The following is a 23,957-nucleotide window of genomic DNA, read 5'->3' as shown; positions in this document are numbered from 1 at the left end:
AACGCTCGAGGTCGACCGGAAAGTCAACGGCGCCAACAGTCGACGGGCAACGTCCCGATACAGCTTCGAGCCGGGCGCGCCCGGGAGGACGTCGGTGCGAGTCGACCAGGTGATCGCCGGCACCTCGACTCTTCTTCGACGTGTCTCGGCTCGACCGGCGAGAGTGGCGCATCGGCAAATATCACCGGCAGATGGTTGCAGATACACAACTAGTTGTATGTCTGTCAATGCCCGTATGAACTGGTAATTCTCCGTACTCGACTTGAGATTGCCTCTCGCACTCTTGCATCCTTACATACAGCTTTGTATGTTTGTTTCAGCTCGATCCGATCGGATCGGACGCTGATGGCCGCCGCCCGCGTCGCAGGCTCACAACCGCGGCGGGGCAGGCACGAAGTGAGGAGTTCGATGGCGAACAGGGTCTACGTCGTCGGCGTCGGCATGACGAAGTTCGAAAAGCCGGGCCGTCGCAAGAACGAGGACGGCACCGACTGGGACTACCCGGACATGGCGCGAGAGTCGGGCACCAAGGCGCTCGCCGACGCGGGCATCGATTACCGCGAGGTGCAGCAGGCCTACGTCGGCTACGTCTACGGCGAATCCACCTCCGGCCAGCGCGCGGTCTACGAGCTGGGCATGACCGGCATCCCGGTGGTCAACGTCAACAACAACTGCTCGACCGGTTCCACCGCGCTGTACCTCGCGGCGCAGGCGATCCGCGGCGGCCTCGCCGACTGCACGCTGGCGCTGGGTTTCGAGAAGATGCAGCCGGGCTCGCTGGGTTCCACCTGGGACGATCGCGAGCAGCCGATGGCCAAGCACATCATGGCGCTGGCCGAGATCTCCGAGGTGCTCTTCCCCGTCGCGCCGTGGATGTTCGGCGCGGCGGGCCGCGAGCACATGAAGGAGTACGGCACCACCGCCGAGCACTTCGCCAAGATCGGCTACAAGAACCACAAGCACTCGGTGAACAACCCGTACTCCCAGTTCCAGGACGAGTACACCCTCGACGACATCCTCGGCGCGCGGATGATCTACGACCCGCTCACCAAGTTGCAGTGCTCGCCGACCTCGGACGGTTCCGGCGCGGTGATCCTGGCGAGCGAGGACTTCGTGGACTCGCACGACCTCGCCGGGCAGGCCGTCGAGATCGTCGGCCAGGCGATGACCACCGACTTCGCCTCGACGTTCGACGGCACCGCGAAGAACCTGATCGGCTACGACATGAATGTGCAAGCCGCACAGCAGGTTTACCGCCAGGCGAACCTCGGTCCGGAGGATTTCCAGGTCATCGAGCTACACGACTGCTTCTCCGCCAACGAGCTGCTGCTCTACGAGGCGCTCGGCCTGTGCGGCCCCGGCGAGGCGGGCAAGCTCATCGATGAGAATCAGACCACCTACGGCGGCAAGTGGGTCGTCAACCCGTCCGGTGGCCTGATCTCCAAGGGCCACCCGCTCGGCGCGACCGGTCTCGCGCAGTGCTCCGAACTCACCTGGCAGTTGCGCGGCGCGGCCGACAAGCGCCAGGTCGAGGGCGTCACCGCCGCGCTCCAGCACAACATCGGCCTCGGCGGCGCCGCGGTCGTGACCGCCTACCAGCGCGCCGACCGCTGAGCGGCCTCGAAAACCACCATTCACCACACGGATTCAGCACGCCCGCCGGGCGAAGAGGAGAACATCATGGGACACATCGAAGCGACCAAGGACGTCAACGCCACCCCGGAAGCGCTGTGGGCGGTCGTCTCCGACCCGCAGACCTGGGACAAGTGGTTCACCATCCACGAGCGCTTCATGGAGGAGCCGCCCACCGTCTTGGCCGAGGGGTCCAAGCTGGTGGCCAAGATCGTCATGCTCGGCATGGCGAACAAGCTGGAGTGGACCATCAAGGCGGTGGAAGCGCCGAACAAGCTGACTCTCGGCGGCACCGGAATGGCCGGTGTCAAAACCGAATTCACCTTCGACATCCAGCCCAAGGGCGCGGGCAGCACCATCGTGGTGTCCGGGGACTTCGAAGGCGCGCTGATCAAGGGCGCGCTCGGCAAGGCGGTCGAGAAGGACGGCATCAAGCAGCTGGACAAGTCGCTCGAGCAGCTCGACGCGCTGGCCTCGGCGTAGGACGTCGCGATGACAGCGGAAACCACCGCACGCCTTGTCGAGTTCGACGATTCCGGCCTCGAAACCTGGTGTGACGAGGAACGTTTCGAGGTAACTGCGGAACGGATCGCCGAATACGCCGCGGCCACCAACGATCCCATCGCGGCGCACCGTGCCGGTGAGGTGGCCTCGCCGGTGTTCGGCATCGTCCCGGTCTTCGAGGCCATGATGATGCCGGTGATCGACGTGGCGCCGATGGACATCTTCGGCCGAGTTGTGCACGGCGAGCAGGACTTTCACTTCCACCGGGCGATCCGGCCCGGCGACGAGCTGGTCACCCGCGCCAAAGCGGTCGGCTACGCGAGCAAGTCCAACGGCAGCACGATCACCATCCTCATCGAATGCCGCGACAAGGACGGGGAACTGGTCAACGAGCAGTACCTGACCGCGTTCTTCCGCAATATCGATGCGGGGAAGACCGTCGGCGAGGCCGCGCCGCCGCACAAGTTCGACGAGTCGCTGCGCGAAACCGAGCCGGTCGCCGTCGTGCCGCAGCATGTCGACGACGACCAAACCTTCCGCTACGCACCGGCTTCCGGCGATCCGGTGCCGCTGCACCTGGACGAGCAGGTCGCCAAGGACGCCGGACTGCCCGGCATCATCGCGCACGGCCTGTGCACCATGGCCTTCGCGTCGTGGGCGGTGCTCACCGAGGCGGCGGGCTCGGACGTGCATCGGCTGCGCCGCTTCGCGGTGCGCTTCGCCAAGATGGTCTTCCCCGGCGACGACCTGGAGACCCGGATCTGGAAGGTGGGCGCCGCCGACGGCGTCACCACCTACGCCTTCGAGACGGTCCGCGGAACGGACGTCGTGCTCAGCGACGGCCTCGCCGAGATCGCCGACTGACCCGATCGGCCCGCGGCGCGACTCGCTGCGGGCCGATCTCGCACCCCATTCATCACACCCTCGCCCCATCGGGCGGGAGCACCACACAGGAGACGCACATGGGCGCATTGGAAGGAAAGGTCGCCGTCATCACCGGCGCGGGCCGGGGGATCGGCCGCGAGCACGCGCTGCTGTTCGCGAGCGAGGGCGCGCACGTCGTCGTCAACGACCTCGGCGGCAGCAATGCGGGCGAGGGCACCGATTCCGGGCCAGCGCAGCAGGTGGTCGAGGAGATTCTCGCGGCGGGCGGCAAGGCGGTCGCCAACACCGACAACATCGCCTCCTGGGAGGGCGCGCGCAACCTGGTCCAGCAGGCGGTCGCGGAGCTTGGCGGTCTCGACATCGTGGTCAACAACGCGGGCATCCTGCGCGACGCGTTCATCGCGGGCATGGACGAAGCCCAGTGGGACGCCGTGATCGCGGTGCACCTGAAGGGCCACGCCGCGGTGCTGCACCACGCGGCCGCGTACTGGAAAGAGCAGAGCAAGGCGGGCAACCAGCCCAACGCGGCGGTGATCAACACCGCGTCCGCCTCGGGCACCACGATCCCGAACGCCGGTCAGGCCAACTACGGCGCGGCCAAGGCGGGCATCGCCGCGCTGACCCTGGTCGCCGCCGACGAACTCGCCCGCTACGGCGTGCGGGTGAACGCGATCGCCCCCATCGCGCGGACCCGGCTCACCCTCGCCACGCCCGGCATGGGCGAGATGATGGCGGCCGAGGCGGAGGCGGTCGAGGAAGCGGGCGGATTCGATGCCTTCAGCCCCGCCAACATCTCCCCGTTGGTCGCATACTTGGCATCGGACAAGTGCCCGATCACCGGCAAGGTGTTCGCGGTGCAGGGCGGCGCCATCTCCGAGTTGGGCGGCTGGCACGACGTCAAGACGATCGAGACCGAGGGCCCCTGGCTCATCGACGACATCGCCGCCCGGCTGCCCTGAGGTTGGGCCGCCAGAAAGGAGAACGACGATGTTCGAATGGTCCGAGACGGATCTGATGATCCGCGACGCGGTGCGCACCTTCATCGACAAGGAGATTCGCCCGAACCTGGACGCGCTCGACACCGGCGAGATGCTGCCGTATCCGATCATCCGAAAGCTGTTCAGCGAGTTCGGAATCGACGCGATGGGCGGCGAGGCGGTCGAGAAGATGCTCGCCAAACAGCGGGCCAAGGAGGCCGCGGTCGCGGCGGGGGAGCCCGCGCCGGAGAAGAAGAAGTCTTCCGGCGGTAGCCCGTTCAGCGGGCAGGAGTCGCTGATGGCGGTGCTGATCGGCGAATTGTCCGGCGTCTGTATGGGTTTGGTGACCGCGATGGGCGTCAGCATCGGGCTCGGCGCGACCACCATCATGTCGCGCGGCACGCTGGCGCAGAAGGAGCGGTGGCTCGCCGACATCGTGACGATGAAGAAGGTCGCGTCCTGGGCGATCACCGAACCCGACTCGGGCTCGGACGCGTTCGGCGGGATGAAGACCTACGTCAAGCGCGACGGCGAGGACTACATCCTCAACGGTCAGAAGACCTTCATCACCAACGGTCCCTTCGCCGACGTGATGATCGTGTACGCGAAGCTGGACGAGGGTGAAGGGGATAAGCGCGAGCGCAAGGTGCTGACCTTCGTCCTCGACAAGGGCATGGAAGGGCTCACCCAGGGCAAGCCGTTCAAGAAGATGGGCTTGCACGCCTCGCCCACCGGCGAGCTGTTCTTCGACAACGTCCGCCTCGGCCGGGACCGGCTGCTCGGCGAGACCGAGGAGCACAAGGGCGGCGACGGCCGCGAGTCCGCGCGCTCCAGCTTCACCGCCGAGCGGATCGGCGTGGCGTTCATGGCGCTCGGCATCATCAACGAATGCCACCGGCTCTGCGTCGAGTACGCCAAGAGCCGCAAGCTGTGGGGCCAGGAGATCGGGCGCTTCCAGCTGGTCCAGCTCAAGCTGGCCAAGATGGAGATCGCCAGGATCAACGTGCAGAACATGGTGTTCAACGCGCTCGAGCGCGGCCGCGCCGGCAAACCGCCGACCCTCGCCGAAGCCTCCGCGATGAAGCTCTACTGCTCCGAAGCCGCCACGGACGTGGCGATGGAAGCCGTCCAGCTCTTCGGCGGCAACGGCTACATGACCGAATACCGCGTCGAACAACTCGCCCGCGACGCCAAATCCCTGATGATCTACGCGGGCTCCAACGAAATCCAAGTAACCCACATCGCCAAGGCCCTCCTCGGCCGCTGAGCTCCCACACCCCTTCCGCACGCCTCACATAGGCACCGCCTATGTGAGGCGTGCACAGGGTGTGTGAGAGCGCCGGACGGCGCGGGTGGAGTGCGCCTCTACGCCGCCAGAGAGACCGACAGCTCGGTCTCGAGGGCGGCGGCGATCCGTTCCAAAGTGGTGATCGTCGGCACGACGTCCCCTGCCTCGAGGCGGCTGACGGCGTGCTGGCGCATCCCGGCACGGGTCGCCAGCTCGGTTTGCGACCAGCCGCGCGCTTCACGTGCTTCACGGATCTGCCGACCGAGTTTGTGCGCCAGCGCGTAGGCCCGTGCAGCCGCCTGGTACTCCGCACTGGCACGGGTCGCGGCGAGCTGTGCGTCGAACTCCTGCTGGCTGGTCATGATTCGTTGTCTCCCATGGGATCGAAGGACAAGTGCGCGGGGCCGCTGTGCTCCGATTCACACAGTTTGCGGGCTAGCTTCGCACGATCTACCTGAGCTGTTTCGCGCTGCTTCGTCTTGTGAAACACCGTCAGCAGCACCACTTTTCGTCCGCCCGGGAACCAGTACGTTATGCGTGTGGCCCGGTTGCGCGTGAGTGTGAACCGCAACTCGCGCACGCCGTCACCGAGGTAGCGGCAGTACGGTTCGCCGAGTTCGGGGCCGTACGCGGCGAGGAGGCCCGCGGCGAAGTCGGCGCGGGCCAGATCGACCGGTGGCAGGCCGGCCAGGAACGAGCGAACCTCGGGCTCGATCTCGATCGCATACAGCACGACCTGAGGTTATCACATCTGTGTGATAAACTTGGGGCTGCCGACTTCGCTCACACGGCGCGGAGGTGGGTGCGGCTGGCGTAGACGTGTTCGGCGATGAGGGTGGCTATGCGGTCGGGGGCTTCCAGCATGGGGACGTGGCCGACGCCGTTGACGAGGATGCGGTCGGCGGAGTCGGGGAGTTCCTTGAGGTAGCGGCGGGCGTAGACGCGGTTCGGGATGATGCGGTCGTATTCGGCGAGCAGCAGGCGGACCGGCGTGGGCAGGTCGGACAGGTCGGCGAGGGCGGGGGCGCGCAAGCCGCCCACGATCATCGGCAGCATCGCCGAGCAGTTCAGCGCGGCACGCAACACGTTCGCGATCTCCCGGCGCGGCACCGCCGAGGCCTGCTTGCTCAGCAGGAACAGAGCGAACCGCTGGGGGATGAAGTTGTCGGTGGCGAAATCGCCGAGCCGCCTGCCGATGCGGACCAGCGGAACCAACGAGAGGAACTTCAGGCCGACCCGGAACTGGGTGATCGAGGGAACGTTCCACCCGCCCGCGGGCGCGATGAGCGTCAGTGTGCGGGCCCGACCGCGGCGGGCGAGTTCCACACCCACCCAGGCGCCGAGCGAGTTGCCCGCGATATGGCAGGTGCGCCAACCCAATTCGTCGAGCTGGGCCTCGATCCCGTCGGCCAGCGCGGCCACGTCGGTGTGCCAGCCCTCGGCGGGCGGGCCGCCCCAGTGCCCTGGCAGCGCGGGCGCGTACACCTCGCAGGCCGAGGACAACCGTTCCGCGGTGCGTTCCCAGCAGTGCGGCGAGAGCATGAAACCGTGCAACAGCAGCAGCGGATCGCCGGAACCCAGGTGCAAGGCCTTGATCGGTCCGGGTTTGTCGGCCGTCTGTGCGGTGCGCGCTCGGGTGGAGCGCGGGGTGGCCGGGGACTTGGAGGTGTCGGACGTCATCGTCAGCACCCCTTCCTGGACGGCGGTGTCCGGGGGCGATATCTCTGACCAGCATTGTACGGTCGTCGGGTGCCCTACATCATCTCTACGATCAACGTAAACGGCGTCCGAGCGGCCACGGGTAAGGGCATGCTCGAGTGGCTCGCCGCCACCGAGGCCGACATCGTCTGCCTACAGGAGACCCGCGCCACCGACGAGCAGACCCGCGCCGCACTCGCCCCCGCGTTGGCCGACGGATGGTGGCTGGCGCACGCCGAGCCGGGAGCCAAGGGAAGGGCCGGTGTCGGCATCCTCTCCAGGCGCGAGTCGAAGGCCGTGCGCATCGGATTCGGCAGCGCCGAGTTCGACGCCTCCGGGCGCTACCTCGAGGCCGACTTCGACGAGCTGACCGTCGCCAGCGTCTACGTGCACTCCGGCGACGCGGGCACCCCGCGCCAAGACGAGAAATACCGGTTCATGGCCGAGTTCGGCGCCTATCTGAAAGCCCGCACCGGCGACTTCGTGGTCAGCGGCGACTGGAACATCGCGCACACCGAACGCGACCTGAAGAACTGGAAGGGCAACCTGAAGTCGGCCGGGTTCCTTCCCGAGGAACGCGCCTGGGTCGACGAGCTGATCGCCGCGGGCTACGTCGACGTGGTACGTCAGCTGCATCCGGGCGTCGACGGTCCGTACAGCTGGTGGTCCTACCGCGGCCGCGCCTTCGACAACGACTCCGGATGGCGCATCGATTACCAGCTGGCCCGCGGCGAGCTGCCCGGCCGCGCCAAGCAGGCCGTCGTCGAGCGGGCCGCCGCCTACGACCAGCGCTGGTCCGACCACGCGCCGGTGACGGTGCAGTACCGATGAACAGCAAGGTGATTCGGGCGCTTGGGGCGCTCGGCGCCGTGGCGGTGGTGTTGCTGGTCGCGGTGCTCGCGCTGCGCGGCGGCTCAGACACCGACCGAACGGCGGGCTCGGCCACCACGACGGCGCGCGCCACCGCGACCGCCACCGACAGCCCCGCGCGCTCACCGGCCACCCCACCCGCCGCGGCGACCGACCCGGCGCCGAGCCGGGCGCAAGGCGTCCCGGAACGCGCCTACGTGACGCTGGCCGAGATCGACGCGGGCCGCTGGCCGGATTCGGCGAACGCGCCGGGCACCAAGGGCGGCGAGCGCTGGATGAATCGCGAGGGCACGCTGCCGCGCACCGACGCGGCGGGCAGGTCGATCACCTATCGGGAATGGGACGTCAACCCCAAGCAGCGCAATCGCTCCCGCGACGCCGAACGCATCGTGACCGGCAGCGACGGCACGGCCTGGTACACCGGCGACCACTACGAGACCTTCACGAGGATGCGCTGATGACCCGCCCGGTGCCGCTCTCGCGATTCCTCGCCCGCACCGCCGACGGCGCGCCCTCAGCCCTCGGCGGGTCGTCCGCGCCGGTGCTCGGTGCGCTGCCCGTCGACGCGCCGGAGCTGAGCGAGGTGCGCTATCGCGCGCCCGCGGGCTACCTGGTGCGCGAGCTGCGCGGGCCGAAGATGCGCGGCACCGCGGGCGTGTTCGACGAGTGGGCCGCGGCGTTCCAGTTCCCGTACTACTTCGGCGCGAACAAGGACGCCTTCGACGAATGCCTGCGCGACCTGGACGATTTCGTCGGTAACGCGAGCGGCTACGTCGTGGTGGTGCGGGACGCGGCCGCGCTGCTCGCCGATCAACCCGACGAGCGGGACTGGTTCGAAGCGGCGATGCGCGACTGCGCCGACTACTGGGCACGGCGCGATGTCGCGTTCCGCGTGGTCTACCAGGGCGCTCCACCCTCGGGCGAGTTCGTCCCGCTGACCTTGGCTTGATCCGACGGAGCCCTGGTCCTCGCGATCCGGCGCAGGTCCCCGGTCCCGACATGCGTCAGCCGAGGCTGCGCGCTCGGGCACGAAGTCTCTCGGGTTCGACCTCAGCCGAGGCGGCACGCTCGGGTGCCAAGTCTCGGGTCCGACCTCAGCCGAGGCGACGCGCCAGATCCTCACCGAGCAGGACGAACACATCCGTGGTGTGCTCGATGAGCTCCTCTTTGCTGAGCGGCAGATCGCCTTGCAACCAGGTGGTCAGCGTCTGCACCAGACCGCCGACCAGATAGGTCGCGCGGAAGAAGATGGCCGGATCCGGCTCCGGCTCGGTGATGCCGTAGAAGTCGATGCCCTCCGCCGCGACCATGCGCGCGAACACCCGGATCGTCTCGGTGGTTCGAGCTCGCAGCTCCGGCGTCGCCATGCCCGCGATCAGCGCGACCTTCGCCTTGCGCGGATCGTCGGTGAGCATGTGGATGCCCGCGGCGATGGCGGAATGCGCCTTGGCGCGCGGTTCGTCCGGCGCGTCGCGCAGGCCGTCCAGGATGGCGACGGCGAGTTCCTCGGCGATCCGGTCGGTCAGCGCGGTCAAGACGGCGTCGCGGCTGTCGAAGTTCTCGTAGTAGTAGCGCTCGTTGAGCCCGGCCTGCGCGCACAGGCCGGAGACGGTCAGCTTGGCGAGGCCCTGGGTGCCGACGATCTCGAGCGCCGCGTCCAGCAGGGCGGTGCGGCGCTGGGCCCTGCGCTGGTCGGCGGAGATGCCGCCGTAGGTCCGCTGCGCTGTCACAGCACGATTCTGGCACGGCAACGATTCTGGTAGTGGTCCTTGCCACAATGTCTGATCTGGGGGATTCTATTGCCAGATGACGTGGGTCCGGCGGTAGCCGGGTCTTTCGATGAGGAGACAACGATGTCCGCACGCTCGTCCACGCCGGGATACTTCGCCGACCACTCGATGGCGCGGCGCGTCATGAGCAAGCGCGCGGTCGGCCTCACCTACGGTCAGCGCGCTCTCGTGATCGGGGCCGTGCACCCTCGGCTCTACGTCGGGACCGCCGAGAACACCGAGCACCGCGACACGCCCTACACCCGGCTGGCGCTCACCGGGAAGCTGTTCGAGGCCGTCTTCCTCGGCAGCAAGGAGGAGGCGGACCGGGCGCTGGCGTTCACCACGAAGAAGCACGCCAAGGTCGTCGGCGAGCTGCCCGAGGACGCCGGGCCGCACCATCCCGCCGGCACGCCGTACTCGGCCCTCGATCCGCACCTGATGTTCATGACGATGGCGTTCACCTTCGATTCCGCCGAAGCGATGTACGACCTGCTGGTCCGCAAGCTGACCGACGGCGAGCGGGAGGGGCTGTACCAGGACTACGTGCGTTGGGGCGAGCTGTTCGGCATGCCGCGCTCGGCAGCGCCCGCCGACTACCCGGCCTTCCGCGCCTTCTTCGACGGCTACCTCGCCTCCGACGAGCTGTTCCTCACCGAGGAGGCCAAGTTGGTCGGGTCGTATCTGGCCGGTCAGCGCGTCCCCTATCCGCAGCGTGTGCCGTTGCACCAGGTGACCTCGGCGTTCTTCCTGCTGGTGCAGGGCAGTCTGCCGCCGCGCATCCGGGCGATGTACGGCATGCGCTGGGGAATGGCGGAGGAACTCGCCTTCCGCGCGCTGGCCCGCGGCGTGCGCACCGCGCACATCGCGCCGCCGCTGGCCCCCAGGGTGCTGCGCGGCACCCTCGCCGGTCCGAGCGGCCCGGTCTACCGGCTGGTCTCCGAGCGGGAGCGCGCGCTGGCGCGGACCGGGCGGCCGAGCATGCCCGGCGTCGACCCACGCAACTGGGCGGCTAGAAATTCCGCTGGACCCGCATGGGAAGATCGGAGGCATGTCGAGTCCCGCATCAGCCCCGGCCGCCGAGCGTAAACAGCGTGTGCTGTCCGGGATCCAGCCGACCAGCTCCTCGTTCCACCTCGGCAACTACCTTGGGGCGCTGCAGTACTGGGTGACCTTGCAGGACGACTACGACGCGCTGTACTTCATCCCGGACATGCACGCCATCACCGTCGCGCACGACCCGAAGCAACTGCGGGCGCGGACCCGGGCCGCCGCCGCGCAGCTGCTGGCCATCGGCATCGACCCCAAGAAGTCGACGCTGTTCGTGCAGAGCCAGGTGCCCGAGCACGCCGAGCTGGCCTGGGTCCTCAGCTGCATCACCGGTTTCGGCGAGGCGAGCAGGATGACGCAGTTCAAGGACAAGTCGGTCCGGCAGGGCGCGGAGAACGCGACCGTCGGCCTGTTCACCTATCCGGTGCTGATGGCCGCCGACATCCTGCTCTACCGCCCGCACCAGGTGCCGGTCGGCGAGGATCAGCGCCAGCACCTGGAGCTGACCCGAAACCTGGCGCAGCGCTTCAACACCCGCTACAAGAAGACCTTTGTCGTGCCGGAGGCGCACATCGTCAAGGGCACCGCGAAGATCTACGACCTGCAGGACCCGACCGCCAAGATGAGCAAGTCGGCCGCCACCGACGCGGGCCTGATCAACCTGCTCGACGATCCCAAGATCACCGCGAAGAAGGTTCGTTCGGCGGTCACCGACACCGAGCGCGAGATCCGCTACGACACGGACGCGAAGCCGGGCGTCAGCAATCTCCTGGTGATTCTGAGCTCGCTGACCGGAACGCCGATCGTCACCCTGGAGAAGGATTTCGAGGGCAAGGGCTACGGGGACCTGAAGTCCGACGTCGCCGACGCGCTGGTGGAATTTGTCACGCCCCTGCGTGCCAAAGTGGAAGAGTATCTGGCGGATCAAGGCGAACTCGACCGTATCCTCGCCGCAGGCGCGGAGCAGGCGCGGGAAATCGCCGGCAACACTCTCGCACAGGTCTACGACCGGGTGGGTTTCCTGGCCCGCTAGCCCGGGTACGACGCTTGCGAGGGCGTACCTCCGCCTTCGCTCCGGCCGCGCGGGGAGTCGGCGCCCGGCCGGGTTCGTCAGGAGGCGTCGAAGGGGCGAACTGGTGCAGGCGATCGACAACATCAAAGCCGCGGTCGAACGCCGCGTGCAGGCGCGGCCGTGGCTGGACCATCTGATCCGGGCCGGTGGCCGCTACCAGCGCCAGCGCGGCGACTACTTCGCCGCCGGCATCACGTATTTCACTGTGCTGTCGCTGTTTCCGTTGCTGATGGTGGCGTTCGCGGCCGCGGGCTTCGTGCTCGCGGGCAATCCGGAACTGTTCCAAGAGCTTCAGGACAAGGTCGTCGAGACCATCCCTGGCGAGCTGGGCACCCAGCTCAACGAACTCATCGACCAGGCGGTCCGATCCCGCGGCACGGTCGGCGTGCTCGGCCTGCTCGCAGGCCTCTACACCGGGCTCGGCTGGATGGCGAACCTGCGCGCGGCGCTCACCGAGCAGTGGGAACAGAAGCACGAGGACGACAACTGGATTCGCACCAAGATCTCCGATCTCGGCGCGCTGATCGGCCTCGGTCTGGCTTTCGTGGTTTCGCTCGGTCTTTCGGCGCTGGCGTCCAGCAATCTGGGCGCTCAGCTGCTGGAGCGCTACGGCCTCGCCGATCTGCCCGGCGCCCGAGTCCTGTTGACGCTGCTGTCGATCCTGTTCGCGCTGCTGGCGAGCTGGGCGGTGTTCGCGTGGATCATCGCCAGGCTGCCCCGCGAGCCCGTCACGGTGGCCAGTGCCGCGAAAGCCGCCCTGATCGCCGCGGTCGCCTTCGAGATCTTCAAGTTCGTCGCCTCGATCTACCTGCAGATCGTGCTGCGCAGTCCGGCGGGGGCGGCCTTCGGTTCGATCATCGGTCTGATGGTGTTCAGCTACATCACCTATCGCATCATCCTGTTCGCGACCGCGTGGGCCGCGACCGCCTCGGAGAACGAGCCCGAGGCCGAGGTCGCCGCGCCCGCCCCGGCGGTCATCCAGCCGCGCGTGATCAACAACGCCGGGCCGTTCGGCAGCGGCGCGGCCTACTTCGGCGCGGGCGCGCTGGCCGCCCTCGGGCTGGCAACCCTGCGCAGGCGGCGCTAAGCGCGGAACCGAATCGGCTCAGCGCCGTTGGCGGTTGACGCGCCGAGCTTTGAGCAGCAGGAACAGGATCAGCACGATGCCGCCGACCATCAGCAGCGTGCGGACGCGCGCGTTGTCGCGCTCGTGCGGCGGGCTGGCGAGCACGTCGCCGCCCTCCGGTCCGGGCGGAGCGGCAAGGGCGACAGTGGATTTCGCGTCGGTCGCGTTGTGGTTCGGCAGCATGCCGACCTGGGTGCCCGCGGGCAGCGCGAAACCGTAGTCGAGCAACCGGGCCGCCTGTTCCCACGGTCGCAGCGGGCGAACCTCGGCTTGCAACAGGGTGACGGCCAGCCTGCGTCCGTCGCGCTGCGCGGCCGCGACGAAGGTCTGTCGCGCGTCGTCGGTGAAGCCGGTCTTGCCGCCGAGCGCGCCCTCGTAGTTGAACAGCAGTTGGTTGTCGTTGCCGACGGCGAAGCCAGGGTGATCGGTGTCGTCCGGGATCTTCGGATTCTTGGGATAGCCGGGGAAGTCGATCTGCTCGGTGCGGATGAACTCGGCGAACAGCGGGATGGTCATCGCCTCGCGGAACAGCAGCGACAGGTCGTAGGCCGAGGTGCTCATGCCGGGACCGTCCAGCCCGGACGGCGTCGCCGCGCGAGTATCGAAGGCGTACAACGATTTCGCCAGCTCGTTCATCTTCGCCACGGCGGCATCGTCGCCGCCTAGCTGCGCGGCGATCGCGTGCGCGGCGTCGTTGCCCGAGGCCATGATCAGCGCCTGCATGAGCTGCCGGTTGGTGTAGCGGCCGCCGGGACCGATGCCGACGCGGGTGCCGTCGACGTCCGCGTCCGCCTGGGTTCCGGTGACCACCGTGTCCAGCTGGAGAGTGCGCAGCGCGACGGTGGCGAGCAGCACCTTGATCGTGCTGGCGGGCCGGTAGCGGCCGTGCGGGTCCTTGGCCGCCAGCACCTCGCCGGTGTCCAGATCCGACACCATCCACGCGGTCGCGGAGATGTCCTTCGGCGGTGGCGGCGCACCCTTCGGCAGCACCACGCCGCACTCGCCCATCCTGGTCCCGCCCACCGGAGGCACGGGGACCGCCAACGGGCCCGGCGTCGGTTGCCCCGGCGCGGGCACCTCGGACGCGTCGATCGGCGCGGGCGGTTTCGTCTTTTGGGGGCAGTTGTCCGTGTTCGGGGTGGTGAACGGCGCGGTCGTGGTGGTCGTCGGCACCGCGAAAGCCGGTGCGGCGAAAGCGCCGCCGAGCAGGGTCGCGGCGGCGAGCGCACCGGCGAGACAGCGCGCGGCGCGGTGGCGGGGGTGCGGGATTCTCATCGGGAGCGAGCCTAACGGGCGAGGCCGGACTGAGTCCGTCATTAAACCGCGCATGGCCGGAGCGAATGCGGAGGTACGCCTAATAGGCGCAGCCGGACGGAGTCCGTCAACAGACCGCGCATCGCCGCAGCGAAGGCGCTTAGGCCAGCGTGCCGGAGCCCGAGGTTCTGTCGGTCAGCCAGGTCATTCCTGGGACTTGTCGCGCCATCGGTCCAGCGCTGCCCCGACCAGCGCCCGAGCGGCTTTGCCGGTCACGGCCTGCGAGGCGAGCGCTTCGAACGCTCGGGCGTACAACGCAATCTCTCGGGGCTGGGTGATCTTCAGCTCTGCCGTGATCGCTTCAACCAACACCATGCGTTCATCGAACATGACGAAATTGGTTGCCGGGGTGAGCCATTCGGCATCCGCGGGTACGATGCCGAACCACATCCGTGGTAGCCCCATGACGGCTAGGAGCCGGTCCAACTGGCCGGTCATGACCTCGGCGTTCCCCACGGTCGTAGACAACGACTGTTCGGTGATGAGGATGTGGAACCGATGGTCTCCGTGGTAAAGGACCTTCTGCTGCTCGAGCCGTTTCGAGACACCTTCGTCCACGTCGTTGGGTATCCGGTAGAACTCCGTCACCCTGCGTAGCACCGCTTCGGCGTAGTCGGCCGTCTGGAGAATCCCAGGGATCAACACGGGTTCGTAGAACCTCATGAGCTTGGTCTGTTCGGCGAGCGTCACCGACTGCTGCTGTCGGCGCTTCGTGCCCGTGTGCAACAACCGCTTGTACTCGACATACGCCGACTCGATATTTCGCACAGTCGCTACAAGGTCGCCTAGCTGGTCCTTGGTGTCTGTGTGAGTGCAGTACGCCCGTAGGTCAGCCTCCGAGGGACTGCGGTCCCCGGTTTCGATCTTGGACACCTTGGACTCATGCCAGCCCGCGAGGGCGGCGAGCTGGCGTCCCGAGAGTCCGGCATCCTTCCTGATCTCGCGGAGGCGCTTTCCGAGCGCTTCTCGCTGCTCGTGAACCGAGTTGGTCACAGCGTCGCGTGTGCGAACTCGGCGTAGGGGGTGCCCATCTGCCACAGTCGTTCTCTCATGCTGCGGCAGTAGGCGACTATGTGCGGGTCATCGGTCGCGGCGACACCGGCCCCTCGGCCAGCGGGATCAACGACGTTGAAAGCGACCAACGAATCGTCGTACAGCCACCAGTCATCCGAGGGCAGTTCCCCGGCGAGATGCCGGGGCACGTACCGGATGTCTTCCCCGGCACACTGATTCTCGGGAGTGATCGAGAGCAACCAACGGTGATAGTCCGGCAGTGGCACCGTCACGACTCGGACCCGTGAGACTTCTACGCCCCGGTTCGTGGCGTCCTTCATGAGGTCGAGCCACGGCTGAAACCATGCGTAATCGTCGTCTCGGTGACCTTCGAGGAACCGCGCGAGTTGCGGGTTCTCGTCGTCTACGTCGTAGGCGTCCCTGGTTTCGAGGTGGAACGCTGAGCGTTCAGCTTGCCGGAACAGGTCCCAGAACGCTTGCCCTTGCAGCAGTCGCACCGTAGAACTCCCTCTCTCGCTTCGGCACCTCGATAGCCGTCTCATCGTCGGCTAGGACGAGCTGAGTCAGCGTCTCAGCATCCGCTACCGGTCGGCCGGAGAGGATGAACGTACCCCGGCCGGTGTCCGTCATCGTCGCCCCGACGAACGTATCCGGCTCCGCGAACCCGAGTAGTAAGTGGGGGATTTCGACAGTGCCGGGTGAATCGGTTCGCCATCCCTGAACGAGGTACGACCCTTGGTCAGTGGCGTACAGCGTCGGGCACTGGCCTTGTCCTGAGCCGCCCTTGCCGAGGAACTGTAAGCGCATGATCTTGGCTCCTGTCTAGGAGTGTGACCGTGTGTGACACCCCGTATGTCATGGTGCCCATCCGGCCAGCCCATATGGCCAGTAGAGCAAATTTTAGTCAAGTTCTGTCAAGTTGGTAGCACCGCCGATTGGGTGCTCTCTAGCGTCCCTTCACAAGCACGCGGCACCGGGTGAGTTCCAGTCCCAGGTCATCGGTTCGGCGGTTTCCCGGTGCCGGGTGCTCACCAACCGCCAATCCAGGAGGGATCGTGCTCCCACACAGGACGCCGAAAATGAAACGACCGTCCGCGGCGCCAGCGGCCCGACCGGAGTTGCTCGAGCGCGTAGCCGATGCGCTGAGAAAGTGGGACCAGCCGAAGCGGGGCGCCGCATGAGCGAGGTAATCCGGCCGATGCTGGAAGCGTTGTCGGCACGCGCTGCGGCGCGCTGCCTGAGCATCCGCCGAGCCGCACGACCTCCGTACGGGTGGGAATTGTGCAACGGCGACCGAGTCGTGTTCTCCGGCTCTCTCGACCGCGTTGCCGAGTGGCTGGACGCTGCGGAGAACCGGCCGTGATCACGCTCGGCTGGGTCTTCGTGTTCGGGCTACCGACAGCGGTGTTCGTAGCCGCGCTGGTGTGGCCCGAGCGGATACCGAAGGACCGCACTGTGAAGGCAGATCCGCGGGCGGATCGAACACGAGGACGTCGCAACTATCGACTGAAGCCCTTCGCGCCACGAAAGCACTGAGCGAATGTAGTCGCTCAAATGTCAGGATGGGGGAAAACCCGTGCAGTACAACGTTTCTCGACTTCACATCATTGTCGCCGCCTCAGGCGCGATGCTGCTGATCGACACAAGCAAGGTCGCAAGTGCCGGTCCGACCGAGGCCCGAAGACAGCTGTGTGACAACGGATTCATCTTCACCCGGCCCACAATCGTGCCGCCGGACCTTCATGCAGACGCATGGGCGAAATGCGACATGCCCCGCGAAGGCGACCCAGGTCTCACGCATGACTACTACCTAAGCTTGCAGCGGCTCAATAATTCGGGCCAGTGGGAATTCGTTGGTCAGCACGTACGAACCCGGCTGGTGCCATGGTCTCGTCAGACCCACACCGCGACTGCTCCGTGTGCGCCGGGAACCTGGCGTATGTACGCCCAGGTGGTCGGTACGATCCAGGGCAGGCCGTATGGCCCTATCGAGACCATTTCCGGTACGCGAGATGTTTCGGCCGAGGACTGCGAAGTAGGCGGATGACGTGAGATTGCCGAACGGACGGCGGTACGCCGACTACGACGGTCCGGTCATGATGCGCGATCGTCTTACCGGCTTGTGGAGGGCAGCGACACGGCCCCGACCCCGGCGTTGGCTGAACCCACGGCACACGGGTGCGGGTCACATGCTGAACCGGGAGCTGGGTTGGTGGACGGTGCGGCCGATGCTCGGATGGCGTTCGCGTCGCTGGGTCAGCAAACCGACCTACGCAACCCGTGCCATTCCCGGCGATGATCTCAGCGCCGCGAAGGACTGGATGCGGGCGGCACTGGAAATCGCATAGCTCCGTCGAGATGCCCGGGAATCCGGGGCATTTCTCTGCTCTGTGATCTGCCACCCGCAGGGCTGTAGCCGCACCGGGGGTCTACCCATGCGGAGGGTACCTAGCCGACGACACCCGGTGAACTGGGGTTCACCGCACGTTCGATGTGCTGGCCGGTCAGTCCGTGACCAATGAGGCAGCCCGCGCTGTTCCGTCAAGGCGCTGGGTTGGTGGCCGCCGGGGTGGCGGGCGAACCCGCGGGACCGTTCGTGGCTGTCGAGGTGGCGTGGGTCGCGGTGCCCGAGCCCGCCGTTCGGTCTGTGTCAGAGCCGCCGCGCAGCGACAGCATCGCGACCAGCAACACCACCGCCACGGCGCCGAACGCTCCGAGCGCCCGAATCACCTTGTTGTTCATCGGTACTGCACCGTCACCGGCGCGTGGTCGGACCAGCGCTGATCATAGGCGGCGGCCCGCTCGACGACGGCCTGCTTGGCGCGGCCGGGCAGCTCGCCGCGGGCCAGCTGGTAATCGATGCGCCATCGGATCGCACCGGTTTTACAAACCCTAGACTCACCCTTGAACAGGGAAGGGACCGAGATGCAGACCCCGTTACGCGCCTTGCTGGTGGCTCGGCTCTCTGTCATGACTGACGAATCTACGTCACCCGGTCGTCAGATCGAACACGCTCGGAACGCAGGCCAAGCACGCGGCTACGCCGAAGCTGGAACGGCCGTAGACCTGGACATCTCAGCTACGAAGTACTCACCGTTCAACCGGCCAGAACTCGGCGATTGGCCGCTGTCCAGATGCCCAGGGGTGTTATGTGCGTCGAACTAGTTCGGCTTCGGTGGCTGTGAGCCGCGCAGGCGGATACTCAACCGCCACCACGCATTACGGATGCGCTGAGGTCCCCAGAACCGCACCCGGTGCCACAAGCCAGGATCGGGGTACTCGGCGTATCGACCTTCGAACATCGGCATCGGTCATCCTCTCGGGCATTCACTGGACGTAACGGTTCGGGTATCGCCGGTCTCGGTGAAGTCGAACGGACGGCCTTGCAGGCTGCCGTAGACCCGAACCTTGTGCCGCCACTCGCCTGTTTCACACTCCGCGCTCACCTGGTACCGACGCTCGTTCGGGTATGGAACCGCGGAGTCCACCGTGAGCGCCCAGCGTACCCAGCGCCCAGCGTTGACGTGTTCCAAGCTGAACTCGAAACTGTGCGACTCCGGGGGAACGTCGCAGATAGCCCGTGCGTCGGCGGAGATGACCGGATGCAGCAAGGTCGGACGGCTGAACGTCGTACTGAAATCGCACGCCTTCGCCTTGACCGGCGTCGGTGCCGCCGTAACTGGCGATGCGAGGACGGACAGCACTGCACCTACGGTTGTGACGATTAAACCAAACCGAGAAATGTAGTAGCGCAAGGTTTTTCCCCATTCGAAATAGCCTGACCAGCCGGGAGTCGATCAGTACTCCTGTGACTAGTCGGGCTTGTCCTCGTGTTCGATGCGTTCGCGGATTGCCTTCACAGTGCGGTCTTTCGGTATCCGCTCAGGCCACGCCAGCGCGGCTACGAACGCCGCTGCCGGTAGCCCGAACACCAGAATCCAGCCGAGCGTGATCATGGCTGACGCTCGGCGTCGTCCAGCCACCGTGCGAGCCTGTCCAAGGACCCAGAGCAGACCACGGTGTGACCGTTGGACATCTCCCACCCGTAGGGCGGGTGGTTAACGCGCTGAATCGTGAGCGAGCGGACCGCAGCGCGTGCCGACAACGCTTCCAGCATCGGCCGGATTACCTCACTCATGCGGCACCCCGCTTCGGGGTACCCCACTGCCTCAGCGCTTCGGCTACGCGCCGGATCAACTCCGGTCGGGCCGCAGGCACCGGGTACGGGCGCTTGGTATTCGGTGTGCGCTTGGGCAACACGCTGTCCCTCCTGTTCCCGTTGACAGACACCCGGCACCGGGGAAACAGCCGAACCGATGACCTTGTGACTGGAACTCACCCGGTGCCGCGTGCCTGCACAGAGACGCTAGGGAGCAGCAGAGTGCGACTGCCAGGATCGTGCATAACCGTGCACAGATTCGATTTCGCCAGTACAGAACCAGCATCAATGGGCGATTATCAAGCTGGCATGTGCAGCATTGTGCACGGACTCGGAGGAGGGCACATCATGCGGTTACGGTTCCTTGGCAAAGGTGGCAGCACGAGCAACGGGTGTCCGTCGTTGTACGCCACTGATCAGGCGAGTTACCTGGTTCAGGGTTGGGTAACGGACAACCCCGAAACGGTCGAAATTCCGCACTTGCTAACGGGTTTCGCTGAACCGGATACGTTCATCGGGTCGGCTATGACCGATACCGGCCGGGGCACGTTCACCCTGTCCGGCCGACCAGTGACGGAGCCTGAGACGCTGGCTCAGCTCGACCTTGCCGAAGACGAATCGGCTATCGAGGTCCCGAAGCGTGAAAGGACGTTCTACGGTGCTGCTGGTGCCCGATGAAGGGTTTCCGAATCTACTTCGGACCTGCAAGCGGGAAGCGTTTCACCTCGAAGTGCTCGACTCCTACGCCGAGCCGAACGAGCACGAGCCGCTACGGCGATTCCTTGCGGATGAGCCAGACGACTACGGATGGTTCCAACCGTGGACAGAGTTGGTGCGGGAGACGACCAGCCGGGGCGTAGCGGTGACGCGGGTACGTATCGTGTCGGTGCCCCACACCGACTACACCCGGTTCTCTATGCGAGTGGCCGAACTCAACACCACAGCAGGGGAAGACATCCGTTATCTACCACGGCATGAGGCGGGGGAAGTTCCACCAGACGATTTCTGGTTGTTCGATGACGAGAAAGTCATCTACTCGGCATTCGGGGAATCTGGAGGTTGGTCTGGGGCGGTAACTACCGACCCGCATATTGCCGCTTACTGTCGGCGGTTGAAAGAACGGTTCTGGTCTCTGGCTGTCCCGTATTCGGAGTACGTCACACGGTGACTGGTTCTGTTGATCAGCAGCGCGAATCTCTCGGGGCACGTCTTCGGGAGATTCGCTTTACCGCTGGGTTGTCCGGCGCTGAACTGGCACGCCGTAACGGCTGGGATGCTAGCAAGGTCTCCAAGATCGAATACGGCAAAATCAAGCCGTCACTTGACGATATACACGCATACTGCCGAGACTGCGACGCCGAGGACGAGTTAGCGGACCTGCTCGCTACTCGGAAGAACATAGATACCGCGTACCTCGAATGGCGGAAGATTCTCGGTACCGGCACCAAACGGCGGCAGCAAGCTTCTATCAAGTGGGAATCCGAGGCCAGGATACTTCGATGGTTTGAACCGGTCCTTATTCCCGGTCTGCTCCAAACAGCCGACTATGCTACTGGCATTCTGCGGAAGGTTATCGAGTTCCAGCAGATACCAGACGACTTGGACGAAGGCGTGTCCAAGCGGATGGAGCGTCAACAGGTCCTCTACCGACGAGATCACCTGTTCCATTTCGTCATCGGTGAACAAGCGTTGTACACCACGGTCGGGGACGAACAGACCATGATCGGACAACTGGACAGGTTGTTAGCGGTTCAGGGAATGCCTCGCGTGACACTCGGAATCATCCCGTTCATGGCACCGTTCGAGACTGCCACAACCAGTTTTCTGATGTTTGACAACAAAATGGTTCTTGTTGAGGGGATAACCGCAGAACTGAACATCACACAGCCGCGAGAGATCAAGGTGTATCACCGGACGTTCGATGTGCTGGCCGGTCAGTCCGTGACCGGGGCAGCAGCGCGAGAGCTGATCCGTAAGGCGCTGGGCAGCCGCGCAGCCCGACCGTGACTGAGTAGAGAGTCTGTGCCGGTCAGCGGGTCGGTCGCCGCGGCGGGCGGGGTGGCGGGCGAGCGCACGGGGCTGTTCGTGGACGTGGTGATGGCATGGGTCGTCGCGGTGGCCGAAGCGGTGCGGTCGGTGTCGGAGCCGCCGCGCAGCGCGAGCACCGCGACCAGCAACACCACCGCCACGGCGCCGAACGCTCCGAGCGCCCGAATCACCTTGCTGTTCATCGGTACTGCACCGTCACCGGCGCGTGGTCGGACCAGCGCTGATCGTAGGCGGCCCGCTCCACGACGGCCTGCTTGGCGCGACTATCCGTCATGACTGACGAATCTACGTCACCCGGCACGACGTAGGAGGCCATGGCGTCGGTGACAGCGCAGGTACACCTGGGGCCATGTATTGACAGTAACCATGAAATGAGAGCTACTATCAAAAAGTAGTAACTCGCATTTCTGGGAGAGATCATGAACGCGGATACCCGACGGTGGCTCGCGCTCGGCGCGCTGGCTCTCGCCATGCTGACCATCGGTCTCGATATGACCGTCCTGACCGTCGCGCTGCCCACCCTCGCCGTCGATCTGCACGCGAACACCGGTGCGCTGCAATGGTTCAGCTCCGCCTATACGCTGGCGCTCGCGGCGTTCATGCTGCCCGCGGGAGCGCTCGGCGACCGCTACGGGCGCAAGAAGCTCCTGCTCGCGGCGCTGGTCTTGTTCGGTCTGGCCTCGCTCGCCTGCGCCTTCGCGGAGACCTCGGGGCAGCTGATCGCGGCGCGGGTGGTGCTCGGCATCGCCGCGGCGGTCATGGTGCCGCTGTCCATGGCCGTGCTTCCCGTGCTGTTTCCCGAGCAGCGGGAACGGGCCCGCGCCATGTCGATCTGGGTCACCGCGACCTCGCTCGGTCTGCCTCTGGGGCCGGTGCTCGGCGGCTGGCTGGTCGACAACTTCTGGTGGGGTTCGGTCTTCCTGATCAACGTGCCGATGGTGGTGGTCGCCGCGGCGGCGGTGGCCGCGCTGGTGCCGGAATCGCGTAATCCGCGACAGCATCCGATCGATCTGCCCGGCGTACTGCTGTCGATGCTCGGCATGCTCGGTGTCACTTACGGTTTCATCCGCTTCGGCGAAGAAGGCTGGGGCGACGCCGTCGCCTGGATGCTGTTCGCCTGCGGCGTGCTCGCCGTTGCGGCGTTCCTGCTATGGCAGCGTCGCGCACGGAACCCGCTGATCGACCTGGAGCTGTTCCGCGCCAAGGGTTTCCGCTGGGGATCGGTGTTCGCCGTGCTGATCACTTTCGCGATGTTCGGCATGTTCTTCACCGTGCCGCAGTACTACCAGGAGGTGCTCGGCGCCGACGCGCTCGGCAGCGGACTTCGGCTGCTTCCGATGATCGGCGGCGTGGTGGTCGGTGCGCGGCTTGGGGACCGGCTGCTCCCGAAAGCCGGTGCGCGCGTGGCGATCACGGCCGGTTTCGTGCTGCTCGGCATCGGCCTCGGCATGGGCGCGCTGACGGACGTGGACAGCGCCTACTGGTTCACCGCGTGCTGGATCACGCTGGTCGGCGTCGGTATGGGCATGGGCATGCCGGTCGCGATGTCGGTCGCCATGGACGATCTGGACGTCGCGCGCAGCGGCGTCGGGTCCGCGCTGATGCAGGCGCTGCGGCAGGCGGCGGGCACCATCGGCGTCGCGCTGCTCGGCACCGTGCTCGTCACCAGGTATCGCGCCGAACTCGGTGCGCTGAACGTCGCGCCCTACGACGACGGCGTGAGCGCAGGGGCGGCCGCGGCGAAGGCGAGCGGAAGCGCCGACGCGCTGGCCCAGGTCCAGTCGGCTTTCGTCGGCGGGATGAGCCTGATGCTGTGGGTCTGCGCCGCCCTGTGCGCGGTGTCGGTGCCGCTGGCGCTGTGGGTGCTGCCGGGCCGCGCGCCGGAGCCGGTCGACGCACCTGCCGCCGCGGCGGCGCGCGATGAGTCAGAATCGACGCATGTCGGTTGAGTCAACGGGTGAGGGTGTCGCGGCGCCGGGGTTGCGGGAGCGGAAGAAGGAGCGGACCCGCCGGACGATTCGCACCGAGGCGTTCCGGCTCTTCCGCGAGCAGGGCTACGGGGAGACCACGATCGAGCAGATCGCCGCGGCGGCCGACGTCTCCCCGAGCACCTTCTTCCGCTACTTTCCGACCAAGGAGCAGCTGGTCATCGCCGACGACCTGGATCCGGTGCTGATCGAGGAGATCCGCCGCCAGCCGCGTGGGCTTTCCCCGATTCTCGCCTTCCGCCAAGCGATGGACACGGCGTTCGCCACCCTGACCCCCGAGGAACTGGCATTCGAGCAGGAGCGCCAAGCCCTGCTCTACCACGTGCCGGAACTGCGCGCGGCGATCGGCATCGAGCTCGAGCGCGGCATCGAGATGATCGCCGAGCTGCTCGCCGAATACCTCGACCGCCCCGCCGACGACTTCGAGGTCCGCGTGGCGGCCGGTGCGATCGCCGGAGCGGGCCTCGCCATCTCGCTGCGCGCGCCGGTGAACGCGGACAACCTCGGCCGCGCGATGGACTTCCTCGACGCCGGTCTGCCGCTCGACCCTTCCGTCGATTGA

General features: G+C 66.5%; 30 protein-coding genes and 2 pseudogenes. 18 read left to right on the top strand and 14 right to left on the bottom strand.

Features of this window, described 5'->3' with window-relative positions; translation table 11 throughout:
- The first annotated feature begins 408 nt into the window (after positions 1–408).
- From NAM01S_RS21330 to NAM01S_RS21310, 5 genes are all read left to right on the top strand, one after another.
- Positions 409–1,614, top strand: a complete 1,206-nt coding sequence (locus NAM01S_RS21330) for a lipid-transfer protein (protein WP_067787870.1) — start codon at positions 409–411, stop codon at positions 1,612–1,614.
- 66 nt (positions 1,615–1,680) lie between these two features.
- Positions 1,681–2,115 carry a type II toxin-antitoxin system Rv0910 family toxin gene (locus NAM01S_RS21325; RefSeq protein ID WP_067787868.1) on the top strand — a complete coding sequence of 145 codons (435 nt, stop codon included), beginning with the start codon at positions 1,681–1,683 and terminating at the stop codon, positions 2,113–2,115.
- Between the two features lie 9 nt (positions 2,116–2,124).
- Positions 2,125–3,000, top strand: a complete 876-nt coding sequence (locus NAM01S_RS21320; RefSeq protein WP_067787866.1) for a MaoC/PaaZ C-terminal domain-containing protein — start codon at positions 2,125–2,127, stop codon at positions 2,998–3,000.
- Positions 3,001–3,098: 98 nt separating this feature from the next.
- The gene (locus NAM01S_RS21315; RefSeq protein WP_067787864.1) at positions 3,099–3,980 is read left to right on the top strand and encodes an SDR family oxidoreductase; all 882 of its coding nucleotides are present in this window, start codon (positions 3,099–3,101) and stop codon (positions 3,978–3,980) included.
- Between the two features lie 28 nt (positions 3,981–4,008).
- Positions 4,009–5,265: an acyl-CoA dehydrogenase family protein gene (locus tag NAM01S_RS21310; protein ID WP_067787862.1), complete on the top strand. Its 1,257-nt coding sequence runs from the start codon at positions 4,009–4,011 to the stop codon at positions 5,263–5,265.
- Positions 5,266–5,363: 98 nt separating this feature from the next.
- Here NAM01S_RS21310 and NAM01S_RS21305 read toward each other — a convergent pair whose 3' ends face one another.
- From NAM01S_RS21305 to ephH, 3 genes are read right to left on the bottom strand one after another with little or no spacing between them, the layout of a single operon-like run.
- A complete protein-coding gene (locus NAM01S_RS21305) occupies positions 5,364–5,648 on the bottom strand; it encodes a helix-turn-helix domain-containing protein (protein WP_067787860.1) in 285 nt (94 codons plus the stop codon).
- Positions 5,645–6,019: a type II toxin-antitoxin system RelE/ParE family toxin gene (locus NAM01S_RS21300; RefSeq protein ID WP_067787858.1), complete on the bottom strand. Its 375-nt coding sequence runs from the start codon at positions 6,017–6,019 to the stop codon at positions 5,645–5,647. Before NAM01S_RS21300 ends, NAM01S_RS21305 begins: the two co-directional genes overlap by 4 nt.
- Before the next feature lie 50 nt (positions 6,020–6,069).
- Positions 6,070–6,966: an epoxide hydrolase EphH gene (ephH, locus tag NAM01S_RS21295; protein WP_067787918.1), complete on the bottom strand. Its 897-nt coding sequence runs from the start codon at positions 6,964–6,966 to the stop codon at positions 6,070–6,072.
- A gap of 69 nt (positions 6,967–7,035) precedes the next feature.
- Here ephH and NAM01S_RS21290 point away from each other — a divergent pair, with 69 nt between their 5' ends.
- The 3 genes from NAM01S_RS21290 to NAM01S_RS21280 are packed head-to-tail and all read left to right on the top strand — an operon-like array spanning position 7,036 to position 8,803.
- A complete protein-coding gene (locus tag NAM01S_RS21290; protein WP_067787857.1) occupies positions 7,036–7,815 on the top strand; it encodes an exodeoxyribonuclease III in 780 nt (259 codons plus the stop codon).
- Positions 7,812–8,312, top strand: a complete 501-nt coding sequence (locus NAM01S_RS21285) for a guanyl-specific ribonuclease (protein WP_067787855.1) — start codon at positions 7,812–7,814, stop codon at positions 8,310–8,312. Before NAM01S_RS21290 ends, NAM01S_RS21285 begins: the two co-directional genes overlap by 4 nt.
- Positions 8,312–8,803, top strand: a complete 492-nt coding sequence (locus tag NAM01S_RS21280; RefSeq protein ID WP_067787854.1) for a barstar family protein — start codon at positions 8,312–8,314, stop codon at positions 8,801–8,803. Before NAM01S_RS21285 ends, NAM01S_RS21280 begins: the two co-directional genes overlap by 1 nt.
- 145 nt (positions 8,804–8,948) lie before the next feature.
- Here NAM01S_RS21280 and NAM01S_RS21275 read toward each other — a convergent pair whose 3' ends face one another.
- Entirely contained in the window at positions 8,949–9,584 is a 636-nt protein-coding gene (locus NAM01S_RS21275) for a TetR/AcrR family transcriptional regulator (RefSeq protein ID WP_067787852.1), read from the bottom strand.
- A 123-nt stretch (positions 9,585–9,707) separates the two neighbouring features.
- On the opposite strand from NAM01S_RS21275, the gene NAM01S_RS21270 reads away from it, so the two are divergent.
- The 3 genes from NAM01S_RS21270 to yhjD all read left to right on the top strand — a co-directional run bounded on the left by NAM01S_RS21270 (position 9,708) and on the right by yhjD (position 12,832).
- Positions 9,708–10,712 carry an oxygenase MpaB family protein gene (locus tag NAM01S_RS21270; RefSeq protein ID WP_084483146.1) on the top strand — a complete coding sequence of 335 codons (1,005 nt, stop codon included), beginning with the start codon at positions 9,708–9,710 and terminating at the stop codon, positions 10,710–10,712.
- Positions 10,675–11,706, top strand: coding sequence for a tryptophan--tRNA ligase (trpS, locus tag NAM01S_RS21265; RefSeq protein ID WP_067787850.1), 1,032 nt, complete (start codon positions 10,675–10,677; stop codon positions 11,704–11,706). The genes NAM01S_RS21270 and trpS overlap by 38 nt, the downstream gene beginning before the upstream one ends.
- Before the next feature lie 103 nt (positions 11,707–11,809).
- Complete coding sequence (gene yhjD, locus NAM01S_RS21260; RefSeq protein WP_067787848.1) at positions 11,810–12,832, top strand: inner membrane protein YhjD; 1,023 nt, start codon at positions 11,810–11,812, stop codon at positions 12,830–12,832.
- An 18-nt stretch (positions 12,833–12,850) separates the two neighbouring features.
- Here the strand turns inward: yhjD and NAM01S_RS21255 are convergent, their stop codons facing one another.
- The 4 genes from NAM01S_RS21255 to NAM01S_RS34210 form a co-directional block, all read right to left on the bottom strand.
- Positions 12,851–14,146, bottom strand: coding sequence for a D-alanyl-D-alanine carboxypeptidase family protein (locus tag NAM01S_RS21255; RefSeq protein ID WP_067787847.1), 1,296 nt, complete (start codon positions 14,144–14,146; stop codon positions 12,851–12,853).
- A gap of 183 nt (positions 14,147–14,329) precedes the next feature.
- The gene (locus tag NAM01S_RS21250; protein ID WP_067787845.1) at positions 14,330–15,178 is read right to left on the bottom strand and encodes a helix-turn-helix domain-containing protein; all 849 of its coding nucleotides are present in this window, start codon (positions 15,176–15,178) and stop codon (positions 14,330–14,332) included.
- Positions 15,175–15,696 carry a DUF6879 family protein gene (locus NAM01S_RS21245; protein WP_067787844.1) on the bottom strand — a complete coding sequence of 174 codons (522 nt, stop codon included), beginning with the start codon at positions 15,694–15,696 and terminating at the stop codon, positions 15,175–15,177. Before NAM01S_RS21245 ends, NAM01S_RS21250 begins: the two co-directional genes overlap by 4 nt.
- On the bottom strand, positions 15,647–16,006 hold the full coding sequence (locus tag NAM01S_RS34210; RefSeq protein ID WP_084483145.1) for a hypothetical protein: 360 nt from the start codon (positions 16,004–16,006) through the stop codon (positions 15,647–15,649). Before NAM01S_RS34210 ends, NAM01S_RS21245 begins: the two co-directional genes overlap by 50 nt.
- Positions 16,007–16,775: 769 nt before the next feature.
- Here NAM01S_RS34210 and NAM01S_RS35170 point away from each other — a divergent pair.
- Both NAM01S_RS35170 and NAM01S_RS35165 read left to right on the top strand, forming a co-directional pair.
- Positions 16,776–17,246: a hypothetical protein gene (locus NAM01S_RS35170; RefSeq protein ID WP_157107825.1), complete on the top strand. Its 471-nt coding sequence runs from the start codon at positions 16,776–16,778 to the stop codon at positions 17,244–17,246.
- A gap of 142 nt (positions 17,247–17,388) precedes the next feature.
- Positions 17,389–17,547 (top strand): hypothetical protein, encoded by a 159-nt coding sequence (locus NAM01S_RS35165; RefSeq protein ID WP_157107824.1) that lies wholly within the window; start codon positions 17,389–17,391, stop codon positions 17,545–17,547.
- 193 nt (positions 17,548–17,740) lie between these two features.
- Here NAM01S_RS35165 and NAM01S_RS21240 read toward each other — a convergent pair whose 3' ends face one another.
- From NAM01S_RS21240 to NAM01S_RS35155, 4 genes and pseudogenes are all read right to left on the bottom strand, one after another.
- Positions 17,741–17,941 carry a hypothetical protein gene (locus NAM01S_RS21240; protein WP_067787842.1) on the bottom strand — a complete coding sequence of 67 codons (201 nt, stop codon included), beginning with the start codon at positions 17,939–17,941 and terminating at the stop codon, positions 17,741–17,743.
- A pseudogene (locus NAM01S_RS35160) lies at positions 17,938–18,066 on the bottom strand (exodeoxyribonuclease III); the annotation flags it as partial. The gene NAM01S_RS21240 and the pseudogene NAM01S_RS35160, both read right to left, overlap by 4 nt.
- 444 nt (positions 18,067–18,510) lie before the next feature.
- Complete coding sequence (locus tag NAM01S_RS21230) at positions 18,511–18,954, bottom strand: hypothetical protein (protein ID WP_157107823.1); 444 nt, start codon at positions 18,952–18,954, stop codon at positions 18,511–18,513.
- 57 nt (positions 18,955–19,011) lie between these two features.
- Positions 19,012–19,155, bottom strand: coding sequence for a hypothetical protein (locus tag NAM01S_RS35155; RefSeq protein WP_157107822.1), 144 nt, complete (start codon positions 19,153–19,155; stop codon positions 19,012–19,014).
- A 551-nt stretch (positions 19,156–19,706) separates the two neighbouring features.
- Between NAM01S_RS35155 and NAM01S_RS35775 the strand changes: the two genes are divergently transcribed.
- From NAM01S_RS35775 to NAM01S_RS21210, 3 genes are read left to right on the top strand one after another with little or no spacing between them, the layout of a single operon-like run.
- Positions 19,707–20,036, top strand: coding sequence for a hypothetical protein (locus NAM01S_RS35775; RefSeq protein ID WP_067787916.1), 330 nt, complete (start codon positions 19,707–19,709; stop codon positions 20,034–20,036).
- Positions 20,017–20,526 carry a DUF6879 family protein gene (locus tag NAM01S_RS21215; RefSeq protein ID WP_067787836.1) on the top strand — a complete coding sequence of 170 codons (510 nt, stop codon included), beginning with the start codon at positions 20,017–20,019 and terminating at the stop codon, positions 20,524–20,526. The genes NAM01S_RS35775 and NAM01S_RS21215 overlap by 20 nt, the downstream gene beginning before the upstream one ends.
- On the top strand, positions 20,523–21,365 hold the full coding sequence (locus NAM01S_RS21210) for a helix-turn-helix domain-containing protein (protein WP_084483144.1): 843 nt from the start codon (positions 20,523–20,525) through the stop codon (positions 21,363–21,365). The genes NAM01S_RS21215 and NAM01S_RS21210 overlap by 4 nt, the downstream gene beginning before the upstream one ends.
- On the opposite strand, the gene NAM01S_RS21205 is transcribed toward NAM01S_RS21210, so the two are convergent.
- Positions 21,293–21,589 (bottom strand): hypothetical protein, encoded by a 297-nt coding sequence (locus tag NAM01S_RS21205; protein WP_067787834.1) that lies wholly within the window; start codon positions 21,587–21,589, stop codon positions 21,293–21,295. The genes NAM01S_RS21210 and NAM01S_RS21205 overlap by 73 nt on opposite strands.
- A pseudogene (locus NAM01S_RS35150) lies at positions 21,586–21,669 on the bottom strand (exodeoxyribonuclease III); the annotation flags it as partial. The gene NAM01S_RS21205 and the pseudogene NAM01S_RS35150, both read right to left, overlap by 4 nt.
- Positions 21,670–21,826: 157 nt before the next feature.
- On the opposite strand from NAM01S_RS35150, the gene NAM01S_RS21200 reads away from it, so the two are divergent.
- Positions 21,827–23,356 (top strand): MFS transporter, encoded by a 1,530-nt coding sequence (locus NAM01S_RS21200; RefSeq protein ID WP_067787832.1) that lies wholly within the window; start codon positions 21,827–21,829, stop codon positions 23,354–23,356.
- Entirely contained in the window at positions 23,346–23,957 is a 612-nt protein-coding gene (locus tag NAM01S_RS21195) for a TetR family transcriptional regulator (protein WP_067787830.1), read from the top strand. The genes NAM01S_RS21200 and NAM01S_RS21195 overlap by 11 nt, the downstream gene beginning before the upstream one ends.

It is taken from the genome of Nocardia amikacinitolerans NBRC 108937, from assembly GCF_001612615.1.
Lineage (GTDB): Bacteria > Actinomycetota > Actinomycetes > Mycobacteriales > Mycobacteriaceae > Nocardia > Nocardia amikacinitolerans.
The sequence above is the reverse complement of the archived record's forward strand: the minus strand, read 5'-3'. Positions and strand labels throughout refer to the sequence as shown.